Origin of the sequence: Pseudarthrobacter sp. SL88 (assembly GCF_026672455.1) — a bacterium.
Lineage (GTDB): Bacteria > Actinomycetota > Actinomycetes > Actinomycetales > Micrococcaceae > Arthrobacter.
The window spans coordinates 2100474-2118653 of sequence record NZ_JAPPRD010000001.1; the positions used below are offsets into that span (position 1 = coordinate 2100474).

General features: G+C 61.6%; 12 protein-coding genes and 2 pseudogenes. 9 read left to right on the forward strand and 5 right to left on the reverse strand.

Features of this window, described 5'->3' with window-relative positions:
- Positions 1 to 4: 4 nt before the first annotated feature.
- From OVA06_RS09680 to OVA06_RS09695, 4 genes are read right to left on the reverse strand one after another with little or no spacing between them, the layout of a single operon-like run.
- Positions 5 to 928, reverse strand: coding sequence for a hydroxymethylglutaryl-CoA lyase (locus tag OVA06_RS09680; RefSeq protein WP_268157888.1), 924 nt, complete (start codon positions 926 to 928; stop codon positions 5 to 7).
- Positions 925 to 2250 carry a hydroxymethylglutaryl-CoA reductase, degradative gene (locus OVA06_RS09685; protein ID WP_326493578.1) on the reverse strand — a complete coding sequence of 442 codons (1326 nt, stop codon included), beginning with the start codon at positions 2248 to 2250 and terminating at the stop codon, positions 925 to 927. Before OVA06_RS09685 ends, OVA06_RS09680 begins: the two co-directional genes overlap by 4 nt.
- An 18-nt stretch (positions 2251 to 2268) precedes the next feature.
- Entirely contained in the window at positions 2269 to 3657 is a 1389-nt protein-coding gene (locus OVA06_RS09690) for a tripartite tricarboxylate transporter permease (RefSeq protein WP_268157890.1), read from the reverse strand.
- Entirely contained in the window at positions 3654 to 4106 is a 453-nt protein-coding gene (locus OVA06_RS09695; protein WP_268157892.1) for a hypothetical protein, read from the reverse strand. The genes OVA06_RS09690 and OVA06_RS09695 overlap by 4 nt, the downstream gene beginning before the upstream one ends.
- Positions 4107 to 4478: 372 nt before the next feature.
- Here OVA06_RS09695 and OVA06_RS09700 point away from each other — a divergent pair, with 372 nt between their 5' ends.
- Entirely contained in the window at positions 4479 to 6386 is a 1908-nt protein-coding gene (locus tag OVA06_RS09700) for a helix-turn-helix domain-containing protein (RefSeq protein WP_268157894.1), read from the forward strand.
- Here OVA06_RS09700 and OVA06_RS09705 read toward each other — a convergent pair.
- The gene (locus OVA06_RS09705) at positions 6366 to 7406 is read right to left on the reverse strand and encodes a LacI family DNA-binding transcriptional regulator (protein WP_268157896.1); all 1041 of its coding nucleotides are present in this window, start codon (positions 7404 to 7406) and stop codon (positions 6366 to 6368) included. The genes OVA06_RS09700 and OVA06_RS09705 overlap by 21 nt on opposite strands.
- Positions 7407 to 7617: 211 nt before the next feature.
- On the opposite strand from OVA06_RS09705, the gene OVA06_RS09710 reads away from it, so the two are divergent.
- From OVA06_RS09710 to OVA06_RS09735, 8 genes and pseudogenes are all read left to right on the forward strand, one after another.
- A complete protein-coding gene (locus tag OVA06_RS09710) occupies positions 7618 to 8934 on the forward strand; it encodes an ABC transporter substrate-binding protein (RefSeq protein ID WP_268157898.1) in 1317 nt (438 codons plus the stop codon).
- Positions 8935 to 8992: 58 nt separating this feature from the next.
- Entirely contained in the window at positions 8993 to 9919 is a 927-nt protein-coding gene (locus OVA06_RS09715) for a carbohydrate ABC transporter permease (RefSeq protein WP_268157900.1), read from the forward strand.
- The gene (locus OVA06_RS09720; RefSeq protein ID WP_268157902.1) at positions 9916 to 10746 is read left to right on the forward strand and encodes a carbohydrate ABC transporter permease; all 831 of its coding nucleotides are present in this window, start codon (positions 9916 to 9918) and stop codon (positions 10744 to 10746) included. Before OVA06_RS09715 ends, OVA06_RS09720 begins: the two co-directional genes overlap by 4 nt.
- A gap of 75 nt (positions 10747 to 10821) precedes the next feature.
- Positions 10822 to 11550 (forward strand): annotated as a pseudogene (locus tag OVA06_RS19685) (alpha-L-rhamnosidase N-terminal domain-containing protein); the annotation flags it as partial.
- A pseudogene (locus OVA06_RS19690) lies at positions 11549 to 11695 on the forward strand (alpha-L-rhamnosidase N-terminal domain-containing protein); the annotation flags it as partial. The pseudogenes OVA06_RS19685 and OVA06_RS19690, both read left to right, overlap by 2 nt.
- A 66-nt stretch (positions 11696 to 11761) precedes the next feature.
- On the forward strand, positions 11762 to 13426 hold the full coding sequence (locus tag OVA06_RS19695) for a family 78 glycoside hydrolase catalytic domain (protein WP_326493591.1): 1665 nt from the start codon (positions 11762 to 11764) through the stop codon (positions 13424 to 13426).
- A 20-nt stretch (positions 13427 to 13446) separates the two neighbouring features.
- Positions 13447 to 15981: a beta-glucosidase family protein gene (locus OVA06_RS09730; RefSeq protein WP_268157904.1), complete on the forward strand. Its 2535-nt coding sequence runs from the start codon at positions 13447 to 13449 to the stop codon at positions 15979 to 15981.
- A gap of 727 nt (positions 15982 to 16708) precedes the next feature.
- Positions 16709 to 17884 carry a GDSL-type esterase/lipase family protein gene (locus tag OVA06_RS09735; protein ID WP_268157906.1) on the forward strand — a complete coding sequence of 392 codons (1176 nt, stop codon included), beginning with the start codon at positions 16709 to 16711 and terminating at the stop codon, positions 17882 to 17884.
- Positions 17885 to 18180 lie beyond the last annotated feature (296 nt).

Consider the following 18180-nt stretch of genomic DNA (forward strand, 5'->3'; position numbering starts at 1 on the left):
CAGATCAGCCAGCCATAGCCTGGGCAATCCGGGAAGGCCGACGGCCAAGGAGATCAGTGATGGTCTGGCCCGCCCGCACTACTGCGTCCAGGTCAACGCCTGTACTTATTCCCAGCCCGTGGAGGAGCCACAAGAGTTCCTCCATGGCCAAGTTGCCCGTCGCGCTTCCTGCGAAAGGGCATCCACCTATGCCGCCGGTAGATGCGTCGAAGCAGGTGATCCCGGCCTGGAGACCGGCCAGGACGTTGGAGAGCGCCTGCCCGTACGTATCGTGAAAATGCAGGGCAAGCCGCTCCAGCGGTACGCCGCCTTGGACGTGCTCATCTATTAGGGCTTTCACGTGCCCGGCGGTGGCGACGCCGATGGTGTCACCGAGGCTGATTTCGTAACAGCCCGCGTCCAGCAGTTGACGCGAAACTTCTGCCACCGTGTCTTTCCCCACGGGTCCTTCCCACGGGTCCCCGAAGCACATGGACACGTAACCGCGGGCTGTCATGCCTCTCTTGATGGCTTCAGCGACGACTTCCATCGCCGTCTCACAGGCTGAGGCGCGGCTCATGTTGAGGTTCTTTCGGGCGAACGTCTCGGTGGCGCTGACAAACACTGCCACGGACTTCGCTCCGCTCTCCCGGGCCCGTTCAAGTCCGCGCATGTTGGGGACCAGAACAGGATGGCTGGTGAGGTCGCCGAGTTCCGCGAGCACCTCCGCAGCGTCGGAAAGCTGGGGCACCCATTTCGGCGACACAAAGCTGGTCGCCTCCACGACTGGCAGGCCAGCCTCAGCAAGCTCTTTGATGAAGCGAACCTTTACATGCGTGGGTACGAGCGTAGCTTCTGCCTGAAGGCCGTCGCGGGGTCCCACCTCGTAGACCCTGACATCCGTGGGGAAGCCTGGAGTGCTGTAGACCGCTGGCCGCGGCCCCGTCATGCCCGGGCTCCGGCGCGGATTTCGGCGAGGACCTTCTCCGCAAAGTCGGTTCGGACGCTCTTCTCTGCAATCATCCGGGCGACGACGGCGTCCACCTCGTCCAGATGCGCTCCGACAGTGACTGCGATGGTGCGCGCGTGCAGGGACATGTGGCCCCGCTGGATGCCCTCTGTTGCCAAGGCACGGAGAGCCCCTGCGTTCTGGGCCAGACCGACGGCCATGATGATCTCTGCCAGCTCGGTTGCGGTGCCCACACCCAGAACGGCAACATTCGCCTGCGCCGCCGGGTGAACCTTGGTGGCGCCTCCGACCAGGCCGACCGGCATCGGCAACTCCAACGTTCCGACGAGGTTTCCTTCCGCGTCCTTCTCGAAACGCGACATCGACGTATACCGCCCATGTTCATCGACTGCATGGGAGTGGGCACCTGCCTCGACAGCCCGTGTGTCATTTCCCGTCGCCAGGACAACTGCACTGATGCCGTTCATGATGCCCTTGTTATGCGTGGCTGCACGGTAGGGGTCCGCTACGGCCAGTTCGGCCGCGTCAAGCATGTTCTCCACAACTTCTCCTCCGCCGAGGGCAGCAGCGTCAAACACAGCCCGGACTCTGGTGATCCGGAGATCGGCTTTGTTCGTGAGGATCCGTAGCAGGCTGCGCCCGCCGGCGATCTCGGCAACCCGGGGTGCAATTGCTTCGGCCATGGTGTTCACAGCATTGGCGCCCATTGCATCGCGGACATCAACCACAAGGTGGAGCACAACGTACGTCTGTCGCGAGCTGGGTACAAGGCGCACCAGGATGTCGACTGCGCCGCCTCCGAAGGACACAAGCTGTGGGTCTTGGGCATTGGCGATCTCGATCAGCTCTTGCCGGGACTCCAACAATCGCAACCGCGCGGCTACGGGATCGACCACATCGAGCACCTGTACCTGCGCCTGCATACGCGGTGGGGTCGAGGTAGTCACGAACCCGCCGTGGTCACGCGTCATGCGGGCCAGATTGCTCGCGGCAGCGACAACCGAAGGTTCTTCTGTCGCCATCGGAATGAGGACGTCCCGTCCATTCACAGTGAAGTTGGTGGCGATTCCAACAGGGATGCCCAAGACTCCTATGACGTTTTCCACCATATGGTCGGCCTGTTCGAGCCCCAGACCGTGTTCGGGGCTCAGAGCATCGAGCCGCCGGGCATCCAGGGCCGATTCAACGATCACTTTTGCGCGGCGGTCCTCGATGGAGAGATTGCGAAAACCGGAGATTCTGCTGTTGGTCATGATGGTCCTTCCCGAGGGAGTTGTGTGATGTGCATCCAAGGCAACCAAGCGTGGATCCGCAGTTGCCTAGTTTGCGAGGGCGATAAGTTGGGGAACGGAGAGCACAGCGACATAGAAGCCCATGAACTGCACTCCTGAATGCACTTGGAATGCCCTGTTCAACAGCCCGCCGAAAAGGCCCACGGTGACGGTTACAGCCAACGCCAGCAGGCCGCCCTCATACAGGCAGATCACGATGATCAGACCGACAAAGGCTCCGATGATGGCCTCGTGGGAAAGCTTCCGCATCACCCAAGAGGCCGCCCTGTGTGCGCTTGTCATGGCGAACGGGTACGCCACGAGGCCTGCTATGGCGACGGCCAGGAGGCCGAAGCCGAGGAATTCCCACGTTGACAAGAGATTGTGCAGGTTATGGGTGTCTCCTGTCTCAGCATTGACGCTGTAGACGGGCGGTGCATTGAACAGCGGAGCGGCCGGCCCTGCAGCCAGGGGCGATAACGGCAGTCCCAGCGCTATCAGCGGAATCAGGGTTTCAGCAATGTACGTGGATTCCGTGGTGCCGTTCCTTGCGGCAATAACAGTTGTGAGCCGGTGATACCCCTTCTTTACACGACTACCAACTAATTCGCCCATTAACACCGTCATCGCAACGGGCGAAAACACGAAGGTTGCACTTGAGATGACGGCAGCGCCGCTCGTGTAGGCCAGCTGGCGGCGGTCCAAGACCATGAAGGGATTTGGTATCCGGCCCTTCCAGGTTCGTACGTCCGGAGCCAGGCTGAACTGCCGGGGCTCCGACCGGCTCATCAACCTCCTGTTTGACGGAGACAGGGTACTGAAGAGATCAGCGATGAGCGGCCCAACAGCGATGCCAAGGAAGAAGCTGATGGATAGGCCCTTTCCCGTGTTTGCGGTGAGGAATGCCTGCAGGCCGGCAATTACGAGTACGAAGGGGACCAGCGCTGCCACGGCTGCCCAGCGTCCCTTGGAGGTATATGCGATGACAGCGGCGACAACAAGAAAGATCCAAGGCGCGGCTTTGCCGATTGCGTCGGCCGCCGGGGCCAGCAGCGTGGCGAACATAATGGCGAACGGAACGGCGATAAACGCCGCGATGATGCCCCCGGAGACTGCTTTTCGGAGTGCAATGTGGGGAACCCCCAATTCGCGCAAGAGCTGCGCTTCCCGCATCAGTGGCACGGCCATAGTGTCACCGGGGATGCCCAACAAGGTTGTTGGAATCATATGGGTGATGTGCTTCGCCACAACCCCCGCAAGGAAAAACGTGAATACGCCGGAGGCGGGAACTCCGAGCAGGACAACCAGGAGCGTCAGGGGTGCCACCGTAGCGGTTTCATCCGTGCCGGACACAAGACCGATGGCTGCGAATACGACGGCGCCCACGAGTCCCATGCTGACTGCCCAGGTGAGGGAAGTCAGCAATTCCGGGCTCATGCTCCGCTTCCCTTCGCCAATGCGAGTTCGGCGTTGCTTACGTGGTCCTGACTGCGTTGGTGTTCAGCAGCGAAGACGTCGTGCAACCCCAACGCACGAAGTTCCTTCTGGACCGCCGGTGCGAGCTCAGCAGGATCACCAAGCGCGCCTGAGTCCGCGATGATCTCCTTAAGCGCTGCCCGCTGTGCGGTTTCATCAATCTCCGTTTGTTCCCGCAGCACCCGCTTCGGACGGAAAAGTCGGGCAGCCACGGTCCCGGCGAGCAGACAGCCCAGCAGACCGGCCAGCAGGGCATAGCTTTTGCCAAGTGCAGGATTGCTGACGGCGCCGACGAAGATGGACTCTGAGATCAGATAGATCGGAACCGGAACCAAAATGCCCAAACCAATGGACGCACCGAGGTGACGGCTGTCAACGGTGTCGCCCCAGACGTCTAGGAGTCTTGTCATGTTCCTACTTCTTTCTAATCTTGGAGTGCACAGACACGGCTCGCGCGGTCGGGGAGAAGGGCGCGCACCTGGGCCGTTCCAGCAATGGGCTGGCTGTACGTCGGTAAAAGCGTTGTGGTCAGGAAGATCCCTGGTGGCAGGATGCGGGGTCCAGGGTCCAACTCATTCTTTTGGTAGTTCTATTCAAACAAGTGCACCGAAGGAGTCCTATGGCCAACCTTCACATTGAAGCGGTGCTTTCGGTGTTGACCCCAGACACAGGCAAGCCGGTTCCCTGCCTTCCAAGGACGCTCACACCTCTTAGGCAGTGAAGGGCACTGGGCACGGCGAAGCCGGCTGGAGTCGCTGTGCTGTCTGTGCTGTGATGAAGAAATGAAGCCAACAGTCCCCCTGTCCGCTGACGGGGCCTTCGTGTCCCTGGTTCTGGATTTGCTTGATTCCGGTGAACAAATCTCTGAAACAGGTGTGGCCGATCTTCTGACCCGGGCAAGTATGTCGGTCGACGCTTCCCTGTCTCAGCGCGTTGCCGTATCGGTGGCGCGGACGGCCCGTTGGAGGCGGCGGGATGGCGAACTGTCAGCGCTGATTTCAAGTGCAAGGGAACTGTCGGAATTGCGCGACGCCCAAGTCCTGCTGCAAAGACTCGTAGACAGGGCCCACGATTTGATGCATACAGACCTGACGTATCTGTCGGAATACGATGACCGGTCCGACGAATTATTTGTCCGCGCTAACCGCGGGGCTGTGTCAGCTCGTCTTACACACCTGCGGGTACCTGCAGGTGTAGGGCTGGCCAGCAAGGTTGTGCGGACGAGGACTCCGCAATGGACAGCTGACTACGAGACCGAAGAGGACGTCCGCCGGGCGCGTGAAGTTGATGAAGCAATCCAGGCCGAGCATATGCGCTCCCTCCTGGGCGTACCGATGATCGCAGGGGGACACCTCATGGGGGTCCTGTTCGCGGCAGACCGCGAAGTCCACACATTTGGGGCGGAAGAAATCGCCCTCCTGTCGGCGTTCGCAGACCATGCTGCCATTGCGCTTCAAACCGCCCGGCTCTTCGAGGCAGTGAAATTATCAGCAGCTGAGGCCCAGGCCGCGCAGCAACGGGCGCAGGAGCGTGCCGATCTGATGACCCGGTCTGCATCCATCCATGAAGAGATGACGAGGGTCGTGTTGGAAGGGCGCGGATCTTCGGACCTGGCAAATGTCATCGGGCGGGCGTTGGGACGTACTGTCGCGATCCTGGATCGAGACTACAAGCCTGTAGGTGCCTTCGATGAATCTGAGTGGTTGCGGACTGACGGCATCCTTCTGAATGACGTCAGGGATTCCCTCGAAAAGAGCCGGCAAACGGGACTGTGCGTTCCCATAGGGTCCAGGCCCGCCTTTGCGGCCGCTGCGGCCGTGGCCGGAAAGGTTTTTCTTGGAGCTCTTCTCGTTGGTCCCGGAGCCAGTGCGTTAAGTGACGTTGAACGTCGCACCGTTGAGCGGGGTGCGCAGACACTGGCTCTGCTGACCATGCAGCAGGACGCGATCGTGAATGCTGAAGAGAGAGCACGAACCGACCTGGTCGCCGATCTGATATCGGGGAGGAGCCCTGTCGAGGAGGTATTAAGACGGGGTAAGTCCCGGGGAATAGAACTGGACCGTACGTGGGTAGCCGTTGCCGTGCCAACGCCGAAGAACGGGCGGGACAGGGCTCTGAGATTTCTTAACCAAACCCATCGGGGGTGGCTGGCAGCGCATCACGATGAAGGTGTCACGGTGCTGGTACCCGAGGTGGACGCCAAAGCCGCGGCTCAGGCCGTACGTTCAGGCTTATCCGCCCTCGACAACCCGCTTTTACTAGCCGTAGCGTCAGGCAAGGCCGGCTCTCTCGGGGACCTTCCATCAGCAGTGACGGAGGCGTGGTCATGCGCTGAGTTTCTTCCTCATTTGGGAGTGGTTGATGCTGCCGTTGCTGCCGTGGATTTTGCGCCCTACTTCACTCTCTTTGGCCCCACGGCAGCACGAGCTGAGGAATTCATTCGATCGACGATCGGCGGCATCATCCAGTGGGATGATGAACACAACAGCGAACTCGTCAAGACCCTGCTCATGTTCATAGATCAGGGAACCAGCACGACGGCGACCGCACGTGCCCTGTTCATACACCCCAACACGGTGAAACAGCGCCTGGACCGGATCACCGCGCTGATCGGCCCTTGGCGTAGCGCAGAGACAGTCTTCCGTTTGTCAGTAGCGTTGAGGCTCTACTCAATCCAGGCTCAGGCCTGAAGCCCTGGGCTGAGCCGTGGATTCCCGAACCACAAGCGTGGGCGAAACGATGGTTGTCACGGCATCCTGCCTCCCCTGGATGCGCTCTACGACCAACCTGGCGGCCAACGACCCCATCTCGAATCCCGACTGGTCCACGGAGGTGAGGGCGATCGAGGGAAGAGATGAGGCAAGGATATTGTCGTAGCCCACCACCGAAAATTCCTTGGGTACGCTGACACCTGCTGCTGAGAGCGCCGTCATCACGCCGAACGCGGTCATGTCCGTTCCCGCATGCACTGCAGTGGGCAGCGCCTCGCGGGCAAGCATTTCCTCACCCGCCGCCTGCCCTCCTTCGTAGCTCCATCTGGTCTCGATGACGTCGATTTCCTTTTCCAGGCCATTCCGGATCATCGCTTCCTTATAGCCTTGTGCCCGGACTTCCTGCGGCATGTCCGGCTGATTCATTTCCTTGCCGACGTGCATCAGGTGTGCGATGTGCCGATGACCCAGCGCAACGAGATGATCCACGATCAATCCGCTTCCTAAAAGATCGTCGCTTGCCACCGTGTCGTAGGACTTCCCCGGCCCTTGCCGCCCAAGAACCACGGTGGGGGTGGTCCTCCCAATGGCCTCAAGGTCTTCGAGCGAACCGAACGGGGCGATCAGGAGAAGCCCGTCCATTTTCCTGTCGGTCATGGCTTCGACCATGGCTTGCTGCTGCGCGAGACCCCGCTCCGCCTGCCCGATGAAAACCTGATACCCATGAGAATCCGCTTCGGCGCGGATCCCGTCGATCAGAACGGACATGAAGGTATTCTTCAGGTCGACAACGAAGACACCCAAGGTGAAGCTGCTCCCCCGCATCCCGCGGGCCAGCGCCGACGGACGATATCCCAATGCGTCAACGGATGCCTCAACCCGGGCCTTCATGGTCCCACTCACACCGTAGGCACCCCTCAGCACCTTCGAAACCGCCGCCCTGGAAACCCCTGCATGCTGCGCCACATCACTAATAGTGGCCCGCTTCAAATCCGACATTTCGCTTCCTCTGCTCCACTCCCGGGGTAGTCCTCGACTAATTGTAGACTGATCTACGAAAAACCCTTGTGCTCATACAGGACATGCCCTAAGGTGATTCGTAGACCGATCTACAGGGCGGATCTACAGGGCCATTCACCACCACGCCCGCAACCCACATCAAGACACCTGCAGGCCCTCCGAGGGCCTGGGGCTTTACAAGGAGGTAAAGATGGCCATCAGAACTAAAGGTCGTTGGTCCGTTCTAGCCGGCAGCATGACTGCCGCGGCGTTAGTACTGACAGCCTGCTCCGGCGGCAGCACAGGCAGCGACGCAGGCACCAAGACCATCACATGGTTGGTCGACAACACTGAAACCTCTGTTACGAACGCGGAGCAGGTCGCCAAGGATTTCAGCGCAGCCAATCCTGACATCAAGGTAGAGATCGAGACCAGGCCCCAAGGCGCCGAAGGCGACAATATCGTCAAAACCAAGCTGGCCACCGGGGACATGACCGACGTCTTTTCCTACCCCGCCGGCTCCTTGTTTCACCAGATCAGCCCCAAGCAAAATCTTCTGCCTATCACCAATGAGCAGTACATGGCTAACGTCTCTGATTCGTTCAAGCCTGTGGTGACCGACGGCGGGGAGACCTACGGTGTCCCAGTGGGAACCGGCAATGCGGGCGCGGTGCTGTACAACAAGAAGGTTTACGAGAAACTCGGCCTGTCAGTGCCCAAGACCTGGTCCGAGTTCATGGCCAACAGCCGCAAGATCAAAGACGCGGGCATTGACCCGATCATCCAGACCTACCAGACCACGTGGACGTCCCAGCTGTTCGTGCTGGGCGACTTCGCTAACGTAGCCAAGGCCGAACCGGACTTCGCAGCCGATTACACGGCCAACAAGACCAAGTACGCCACGGATCCCGCGGCGGTAAAGGGCTTCGAGCACCTTGAGGAAGCCGCAAAGGCGGACCTGTTCAATAAGGACTTCGCCTCAGCCACCTACGCACAGGGACTCGAGAAACTGGCCAACGGGAAAGGCGCCCAGTACCCCATCCTGAGCTTCGCCCTGCCGGAACTGAAGAAGACCTTCCCGGACAAGCTCAACGACATCGGCCTCTTCCCTCTGCCGGGCGAGGACGCCGCTAAGAACGCCCTGACTGTTTGGCTGCCGGGCGGGGTTTACATCCCCAAGTCCACCAAGAACGTTGAGGAGGCCAAGAAGCTCCAGGCCTTCATTGCAAGCAAGGCCGGCTGTGACTCCCAGACCAATGCCGTCGGAGCCAACGGCCCCTACTTGGTCAAGGACTGCGAGCTGCCCAAGGACGTTGCCCCGGCCGTGGCCGACATGCTTCCCTACTTCCAGGACGCCTCCAAAAACAGCCCTGCCCTGGAATACGTCTCCCCGGTCAAGGGCCCTGCCCTTGAACAGATCACCGTCGAGGTCGGTTCCGGGATACGTTCCGGCAAGGACGGCGCCGCCCTCTACGACGAGGACGTCAAAAAGCAGGCCAAGCAGCTGAACCTGCCCGGCTGGAACTAACCTCCTAACCCAACCCGCCGTCCGGGCCCGCCGGCCCGGACGGCCCTTAGGAAATCCCATGACAACCAGCACAGCAACTACCTTGCAGGGCGCACCGCCACGGCGGACAGAGGTCCGCAAACGCTCCAAGACCAAGTCCCCGTACCCCTATTGGTTTTACCTGCCGGCGGCAGTGGTCTACACGGCCCTGTTCCTGGTCCCGACCTTCGCGTCGTTCTTCTTCAGCTTCACGCGCTGGACCCTCACGGACTTCACCTTCATCGGCCTGGACAACTTCGTCCAGTTCTTCCAGGAACCAGCTCTCCTCAAAGGCCTCACCAACACGTTCATCTACGCTGTGGTGACCGCGTCCCTCAAAGTAGTCCTCGGCATGCTCCTCGCCGTACTGCTGACATCGCAAATCATCGCCCGCGGCTACCTCAGGTCGGTCATCTTCTTCCCCGTACTCCTGAGCAGTATCGGCGTGGGCATCGTCTTCACCGTGCTGATGGACCCCAACAACGGGATGATTAATGAAGCACTGGCAACCATCGGCATCCAAGGCCCTGCATGGCTGACCGACCCGGCCTGGGCGCTGATTTCCGTCGCACTGGTCGATGTCTGGAAGGGCGTCGGCCTGGCCACCGTCATCTACATCGCCGGCATTGTCTCCATTCCCCAGGAATATTTTGAGGCCGCAAAGATGGACGGCGCGAGCTCCGTCAAGTCCTTCTTCAACATCACCCTCCCACTGGCCCGCCCCGCCACGGCAACAGTGATCATCTTGTCCCTGATCGGCGGGCTCCGCTCCTTCGACCTCATTTGGGCCATGACCAAGGGCGGCCCGGGCTTCACCTCGGACGTGATCGCCTCAGTCATTTTCAAGCAGTACCAGGCCGGGTTCTACGGCCTCTCCACTGCGGGGAATGTCGTGCTGTTCCTGATCGTCACCGCGATCATCCTCCCCCTGTCCACGTTCCTGAACCGCAAGGAGGTCGACCAGTGACCAAGGCTCTCAAACGCTACGGCCTGGGCATCGTCGCCATCGCCGTCACCGTCGTCGTCTTCATCATTCCATTGGTCTTTATGGCGCTCACGGCAATGAAGGACCGCAAGGAGGCGGCCAAACTCGATTTCTCCTGGCCCACCAGCTTCCAGTTCGTGGATAACTTCACTCAAGTTCTCTCAGCCAGGAAGTTCATGCTGGTCACGGCCTTTATCAACAGCACGATCCTCACCGTGGCCAGCGTCGCGATCCTCGTGGTACTCGCAGCCATGGTGGCTTGGGTGCTGCAACGCCGCAAGTCGCGCTGGAACGGAGTAGCCAATTTCCTGATCCTCTCCGGACTGATCATTCCCCCAGCCATCGTGCCCACCGTCTGGGTCCTTCAGGGCTTGGGACTATTCAAAACACTCCCCGGCCTGATCCTGATCGAAGTGGCCTTTGGACTCTCCTTTTGCGTCATGCTGTTCCGCGCCTTCATCTCCTCCATTCCCAAGGAACTCGACGAAGCGGCCGTTATCGACGGCTGCGGGCCAGTCCGCCTGTTCTTCCGCGTCATCTTCCCGCTGCTTCGCTCAGTCATCGTGACAGTGATCGTGGTCCAGTCCGTGGCCATCTTCAACGACTTCCAGCACCCGCTCTACTTCCTTCCGGGTGACGCGAACGCCACTGTTCAGCTGACCCTGTTCAACTTCCAGAGCCAGTTCACCACCAGCTACAACCTGCTCTTCATGAACATTCTCCTCATCACCATCCCGCCGTTCATCATGTACCTGTTCTTCAACCGCCAGATCGTCAGTGGCATGACCGCCGGAGCAGTCAAGGGCTAAACACCGCCCCGCCAATCACGCCGACGGGCCTCTTCCGCCGCCCGTTCATCCCCCCATGCACAGAAAAGACCCACCATGACCGCCACCGTCAAGCCGGTGACCTTCGAACACCTTCCCGGCGCCCTCGGGATCGGCACAGGAACCCCCCGGGTCTCCTGGAAAATTACCGCCGAACCGGGCTGGATCCAGAGCGCCTACCAGCTCACCGTCACCACCGACGGCGGGAGCTGGACCAGCGAACGCGTCACGTCGCCGGAGTCAGTCCTGCTCCCCTGGCCCGCGGAAGCCCTTGCCTCCGGCCAAAGGGCCGAGGTGCGGGTAAGGGTATGGGGCAAGTCCGACGTCGAGCCGAGCAACTGGAGCCCAGCCTCCGCCGTCGAACCCGGGCTGCTGAACCCCACGGACTGGACCGCCCGGCCGATCAGCCCGCCATGGCAGGAAGACCCGGATACGGACCGGCGCCCGTCCCTGGTGCGCCGGAGCTTCATCCTGGGCCGGCCGGTCGCGTCGGCGAGGTTGTACGCGACCGCGCACGGACTCTACGAACTGGAACTCAACGGAGCCCGGGTGGGCACCGATGCCTTCTCCCCCGGCTGGACCGTGTACGACAAACGACTCCGCTACTACACCTACGACGTGACCGACCACCTCCGCGATGGCGAAAACACGCTCGGCGCGTGGCTTGCCGATGGCTGGTACCGCGGCCGGATCGGGTTCAACGGCGGCTACCGGAATCTCTACGGGAACAAACTCGCGCTCCTCGCCCAGCTTCACCTAACCCACGACGACGGCTCCGTCACCATTGTGGGAACGGACGGCAGCTGGAAGGCTTCTTTCGGCCCCATCCTCTTCACCGGCCTCTACGAGGGCCGAAACCTACGATGCCCGGCAACTGCCGGCCGGCTGGAGCGAACCAGGCTTCGACGACACAGGGTGGCAGCCCGTCATCGAAAGCCAACGGGATCCTTCAACCCTGGTAGCACCGGAAGGACCACCCGTCCGCTGCACCGGCGAAGTGCGTCCGGTCAGCGCGGTAACGTCGCCGTCAGGCAAGCTGGTGCTGGACTTCGGCCAAAACCTTGTAGGACGGCTGCGCATCACAGTGCAGGCCCAGGCCGGTGCCACGGTGACGCTGCGCCATGCAGAAGTCATGCAGGACGGCGAGATCTACACCCGCCCGCTGCGGGGAGCGGCCGCGACCGACCGCTACACGCTGGCCGGGGAAGCCCCGGAAACGTGGGAGCCGCGCTTTACAATCCATGGCTTCCGCTACGCGGAAATCGACGGGTGGACCGGAGGAGACCCTGCTGAGAACATTACGGCACGGGTGTACCACACGGATATGGAAAGGACCGGATGGTTCAGTTGCTCCAACCCGGACCTGAACCGGCTCCATGAAAACGTGCTGTGGAGCATGAAGGGCAACTTCGTTGATATCCCTACCGACTGCCCGCAGCGGGACGAACGGCTGGGCTGGACAGGGGACCTCCAAGTATTCGGCCCCACCGCCAGCTACCTTTACGACTGCTCCGGGATGCTTTCGTCCTGGCTGAAGGACGTCGCTGCCGAGCAGGCACCGGACGGCACGGTGCCCTGGTATGTCCCCTCGATCCCGGGCGGTAACTACTGGACGCCGTCCCGGCCTGGAGCTATATGGGGTGACGTCGCCGTCCTGACCCCCTGGACCTTGTACCAGCGATTCAACGACCCTGCCTTCCTGGCCGAACAGTATGAAAGCGCCAAGGCGTGGGTGGACCTGCTGGACCGGCTCGCAGGCGACGGACACCTGTGGAACAGCGGCTTCCAGCTGGGCGACTGGCTGGACCCCAGCGCGCCCCCGGAAGACCCCACGCGGGCCATGACCGACAAGCACCTGGTGGCCAGCGCGTACTTCGCCTGGTCCGCCCGGCACATGGCCAAAACCGCCGGCGTGCTGGGCAAAACGGATGACGAAAAACGTTACAAAGAGCTGGCGGGCGCGGCAGCGAAGGCCTTCGCCGAGGAGTACATCGGGCCCGACGGCCTGATGACCAGTGATGCCCAGACCGCCTATGCCCTGGCAATCGTCTTTGAGCTCTTTCCGGACGAGGAGCTGCGGCAGAAGGCGGGGCGGCGGCTCGCAGCCCTGGTCCGGCAAGCAGGAAACCGGATTGCGACGGGTTTCGCCGGGACACCCGTCATCGCCGACGCCCTCACCGCCGTCGGCGAACTGGAGGCTGCCTACGACCTGCTGCTGGAGCGTGAATGCCCCTCCTGGCTGTATGCCGTGGCCCAGGGCGGCACTACAATCTGGGAGCGGTGGGATTCCCTGCTTCCCGACGGATCCGTCAACCCCGGAGACATGACGTCCTTCAACCACTACGCCCTGGGCGCGGTTGCCGACTGGATGCATCGAACCGTGGCAGGCCTTGCCCCGCTTGAGCCCGGGTACCGGCGGATTCTCTTCCGGCCCCAACCCGGCGGCGGACTCACCTCCGCATCCGCCCGCCACGAAACCCCTTACGGGACAGCATCCATTGCCTGGGAAACCACCGATGACGGCTACACCGTCACGGTGCACGTGCCCACCGGGACCACCGCACGGGTGGAGCTGCCGGGCCATGAACCCCACGATGTGGGTTCGGGACGTTTCGACTACTACCCGGCATTCGCCGGCGCTGCCAGCAGCACCACTGTATGAAAGGCTCAAGGAGCACCTCAATGAAACCCGCCCCTCCCGCCGTCCCCGCTGAGGAACAACTTTCCCCGCTGCTCCTGGAGCGACAGGCCGACGCCGCAACCGAGGCCCGCCTCCGCGAGCTCGTCGAATCGCTCACCCTGCCCCAGCAGATCAGCCTCCTGACCGGGGCCGACGTATGGTCAACGACGGCAATTCCGGAAATTGGCCTTGGCCGCATCGTTATGTCTGATGGTCCGTCCGGAGTCCGCGGCGAAGACTTCGATGAGCGGCACGACTCGGCCAGCCTGCCTTCTTCCAGCGCATTATCGGCAACCTGGAGCGTGGACCAGGCTTTCCGTTATGGGCAAGTGCTCGGCCAGGAAGCGCGTCGCAAGGGAGTCCACGCAGTGCTGGGTCCCACGATTAACCTGCACCGGTCACCCCTGGGAGGGCGGCATTTCGAATGCATGAGCGAGGACCCTTTGCTCACCGCCAGGATGGCAGCCGGCTACGTGGCGGGCGTTCAGTCCATGGGGGTCGGTGCGACGCCCAAACACTACATCGCCAACGAAGCTGAGACCGAACGGTTTACCGCGGACTCAGTAGTTGCCGAGCGGCCCCTGCGCGAGCTGTACCTGGCAGCGTTCGAAGAGGCCGTCACCGAGGCCAAAGCCTGGCTTGTCATGAGTTCCTACAACTCCATCAACGGCACCACCGCAAGTGAGAATGAGCTCTTGAAGACTCCCCTCTGCACCGAATGGGGATTCGACGGGGTTGTGGTTTCCGACTGGACCGGAATCCGCTCCACCGAGGCCTCGGCGAATGCCCGCCAGGACTTGGAGATGCCCGGCCCGAACGGAAACTGGGGGCCCAAGCTGCTCTCGGCCGTTGAGGAAGGGCGGGTCAGCCGTGCGGCCATCGTCGAAAAGGTAACCCGCATCCTGCGCCTTGCGGCAAGGGTAGGAGCACTCGAGGGCTTCCAGCCCGCGGTATCGGAAATCCCCGCCGAACTCGATGTCCGGCAGGTTGCCCGGGACGTAGCAGTCCGCGGCGCTGTCCTGGTCCGCAACGAGGGCAGCGTCCTCCCCCTGGACACAACAAGCCTGCACCGGGTGGCCGTCATCGGGCACAACGCGCAGGAAGCACGCATACAAGGTGGAGGCAGCGCCACCGTCATGCCCCGGCACGTCATCTCCCCCCTCGAGGGACTGCAGGATGCGCTCCCCGGCGTGAAACTCAGTTATGCCCGGGGTGCAAAAGTAGCAGAGGGCATCCAGCCCCTCCTGCGCACCGACATGGCCAACCCCTCAACCGGGGGCAAAGGAGTCCGCGTGACGTTCCTGGACAAGGACGGCTCGGAAATCTCGGGCGAGGACCGATACTCCTCCCAACTGATCTGGTTTGGTATCGGCATCCCCGAGGGCACTGCCGCCATCCGTGCGAGCACGGACTGGACCGCACCGTCGTCCGGCGCACACCACCTTGGCGTCGCCACAGTCGGCTCGATCAAACTCACCGTGGCCGGCAGAACGTTGTTCGACGGCGAGCTTGAGAACCACACCGACGTGCTCGGCGCTGCCCTGTTTTTCCCTCCCACCTTCAGCGCCAGCGTAGAGGCACGGCATGGACAGGTACTGCGGATCGAAGTCACTTACCAAATGCCCACCAAGGGCCGCAGCTCCCTGCGCACTTTCACGTTCGGAACAGAAACAATCGTCGAAGATCCGCAAGCGGAAATCGCTGAAGCCGTGCAAGCGGCCCGGGACGCGGACGTGGCTGTGGTGGTTGTCGGCACGAACTCGGCCGTCGAATCGGAAGGGTTCGACCGGACCGACCTCAACCTCCCCGGGCATCAGGACCGCTTGGTCGAGGCCGTCGCCGCAGCCAACCCGAGGACCGTCGTCGTGGTCAATTCAGGGGCTCCTGTACTGATGCCGTGGCGCGAACGCGTCGCCGCCATCCTCCTTGGCTGGTTCGGCGGGCAGGAGTTCGGGGCAGCAATCGCGGACATCCTGCTCGGGGCCCAAGAGCCCGGCGGCCGCTTGCCCACCACTTGGCCGGCCGCCATGGAAGACGTACCCGTCCTCAGCACGACGCCTGTGAGCGGGAAGGTGGTGTACCAGGAGGGCATCCACATCGGCTACCGTGCCTGGCTGAAAAAAGGGCTCGGGCAGGGTGCAGCCCCGGCTTATCCCTTCGGCTTCGGGCTCGGCTACACCACGTTCGAACGAGGCACCCCGACGGCGCCGGCTGTCCTCACCGTGGGCGAAGACCTGACGATCGAGGTTCCGGTAAGAAACATTGGAAAGCGGGCAGGACGGGAAGTCGTCCAGGTCTACCTTTCACGCGAGGACTCCGCGGTGGAGAGACCCGTGCGCTGGCTCGCTGGCTTCGGGGACATCGTACTGGAGCCCGGCGCAGGCGGGACTGTCTCCGTCCGTGTGCCCAGCCGCAGCTTCGCGCATTACGACGGCGAGTGGCGGACTGAGGAAGGAACGTTCAGGGTTCTAATCGGTCGCCACGCAAACGACGAAGAGTTCCAGGCAGTGGACGTTCGAGTGGCATCTCACCACTGACACGCCCAGTTTCGACGCTGGCGGCGCCGTTTCGCCGGGGCACCGCCCCGTCCCGGTGTCAGCGCCTGATCAGGCGTTCTGCTTGCTGAGGTCTTCGGCTTCATTGAACGATGCGTCGGCTTCAGGAACATGCCCAGGCTATCCGGATCGTCCGAGGGAGGCGGCACCAGCCACGTTAACTCGGTGGCTGCCGAGTTGGGGTTGAAAGATGACTTAGGCCAGCTGGCTGACGCGCTCCTCGGAAATGATGGCGGGCGTGTCGCTACGTGCAAGCAGAGCCAGGCCCACCACCGAGGACTCGCTGTCCGTGGAACTGCGAATAATCTAGCGGTCTCGTAGGTAGCTGGCCTCATTAGTTCCGGAGAATTGGCGTCAAGAGCTATGTTTGCCAGGTCGGGCACACCTCAACCTGACGTCCGGCAGCAGTCCCGGATGCTTCTATGTTCGTCAAGCCGTCAACCACCCCCGATCCAAACTCGTACGCACTTCTGTCCGGCCAGCAGCGCGTCAATGCGTTCTGGGCCGATCGCACTTGCGAAGGTAGCCGGGTATGTCGGTCACTTCGCCATGGGTGCCTTGGCCGAGGAAGACCACGTTTCCGTAAAGATGTAGCTCAGCGGCAGGCCGGTTGTCACTCAATGAAAATGGTGATGTCCACTTGGTTCCCGATAGAGAATCCTAAGTCGGACAACTGGGGTTTGCCCTAAGAACTTTGAGGAATTCGACGATGCCATTTTTGACCGAGTGGGACCTTGCGGTAGGGAACTTTCCGCTGATCAGGGATGCGGTCCGCGGGGCCTTGCATGTAGAAGCTGTGGAAGATGGGATTAGCATTTCGCGCCTTCCTGGTTGGACGCGTGCTCAGGACGGTGGGGATCTGATGATCGGGCGAGCATCCTCAGAGAGTTCGGGAGTCCGGCTGGTATTGACGACCGCTGCCAGTTGGATCGAGTTGGAAATGACATTCACCCGAGTCTCGCTGGAGTGGCTCGGATTCCCCGCCCGGCCCGCGGCGGTTTGCCTCACGACCGGAGGCGGCCACGAGGAAAGTGTGTTCTTCGAGGAGGGCGATATTCTGCAGGTCGGTGATCGTGATCAGCCACCTGTCACGGTCCCGGGTTCGCCGAGCATTGTGCGGTTCGAACTACCTCCCGCTGATGGCGATCAGACTGTCGAGATTTGGCTGCCGCACAACTCCAGTATCCGACTTCACCGGCTGCGTGCTGATTCTGAGCTGCGACCGGGAAATCGGACCGGTCCGCGTTGGATCCACTATGGGAGTTCTATCAGCCAGGCAGCCGCGGCCGACACACCTTTGGGTGTTTGGTCGGTGATCGCCGCGCGTGAATTGGGTTTGGATTTGCTCAACCTCGGGCTGGGCGGTTCGGCACATCTTGATCCGTTCGTTGCCAGATCCATCAGGAATGAACCGGCTGAACTCATCACGCTCAAACTCGGAATCAATGTGGTTAATGGAGCAACCTTTCGAAAGCGCACCTTTGGGCCAGCAGTTCACGGCTTTCTGGACACGATCCGTGAGGGCCAGCCAGAGACACCAGTCGTCGTTATCGGCCCAATTTTCTGCCCGGCGCACGAAGAAACACCTGGACCGACGATATCCGAAAACGGGACCGTTCGTGGCAGCGATATTCCTCGCCGACCCAATGACGGGCAGCTAACATTGGTCGAAATTCGAAAGATTCTTGCGTCCATCGTCGAGTCGAGGGCCGCAAATGACCCGAACCTCTATTTCCTCGACGGGCTCCGACTTTTCGGCGCCGGCGACGCCGAGTACCTGCCGGATGGTCTGCACCCTAATGCTGCGGGATACGAACTCATGGGCAAACGCTTCACAGCGATTACCCGCTCTGAACCGTGGCACCCGGCTATTTCACCCTCGTAGTCCTGGCTGTGGCTCCAGCCGTAGCCAGCCAGCCTAATCGCTTTCGCAGGCCCCCAAGCCGCGGAAGAGCAGCATCCCTTTGCTGATGTATCTCGCGGTGGAAGGCTGTGCTGGCTGACGTAATTACAAACTTCCGGAGGACGCGAGCCCATTAGCCGGCCTGGTCGGAGAGCACGCGACCGAACCTGCTTATACGCCTAAAATTTACCGGCGTCAAGGTTTGTACACACTAAACAGCAAAAAAGCCGCTGACCTGCGGAAACACTGTGCCCGAGGTGGGACTCGAACTGCATTCC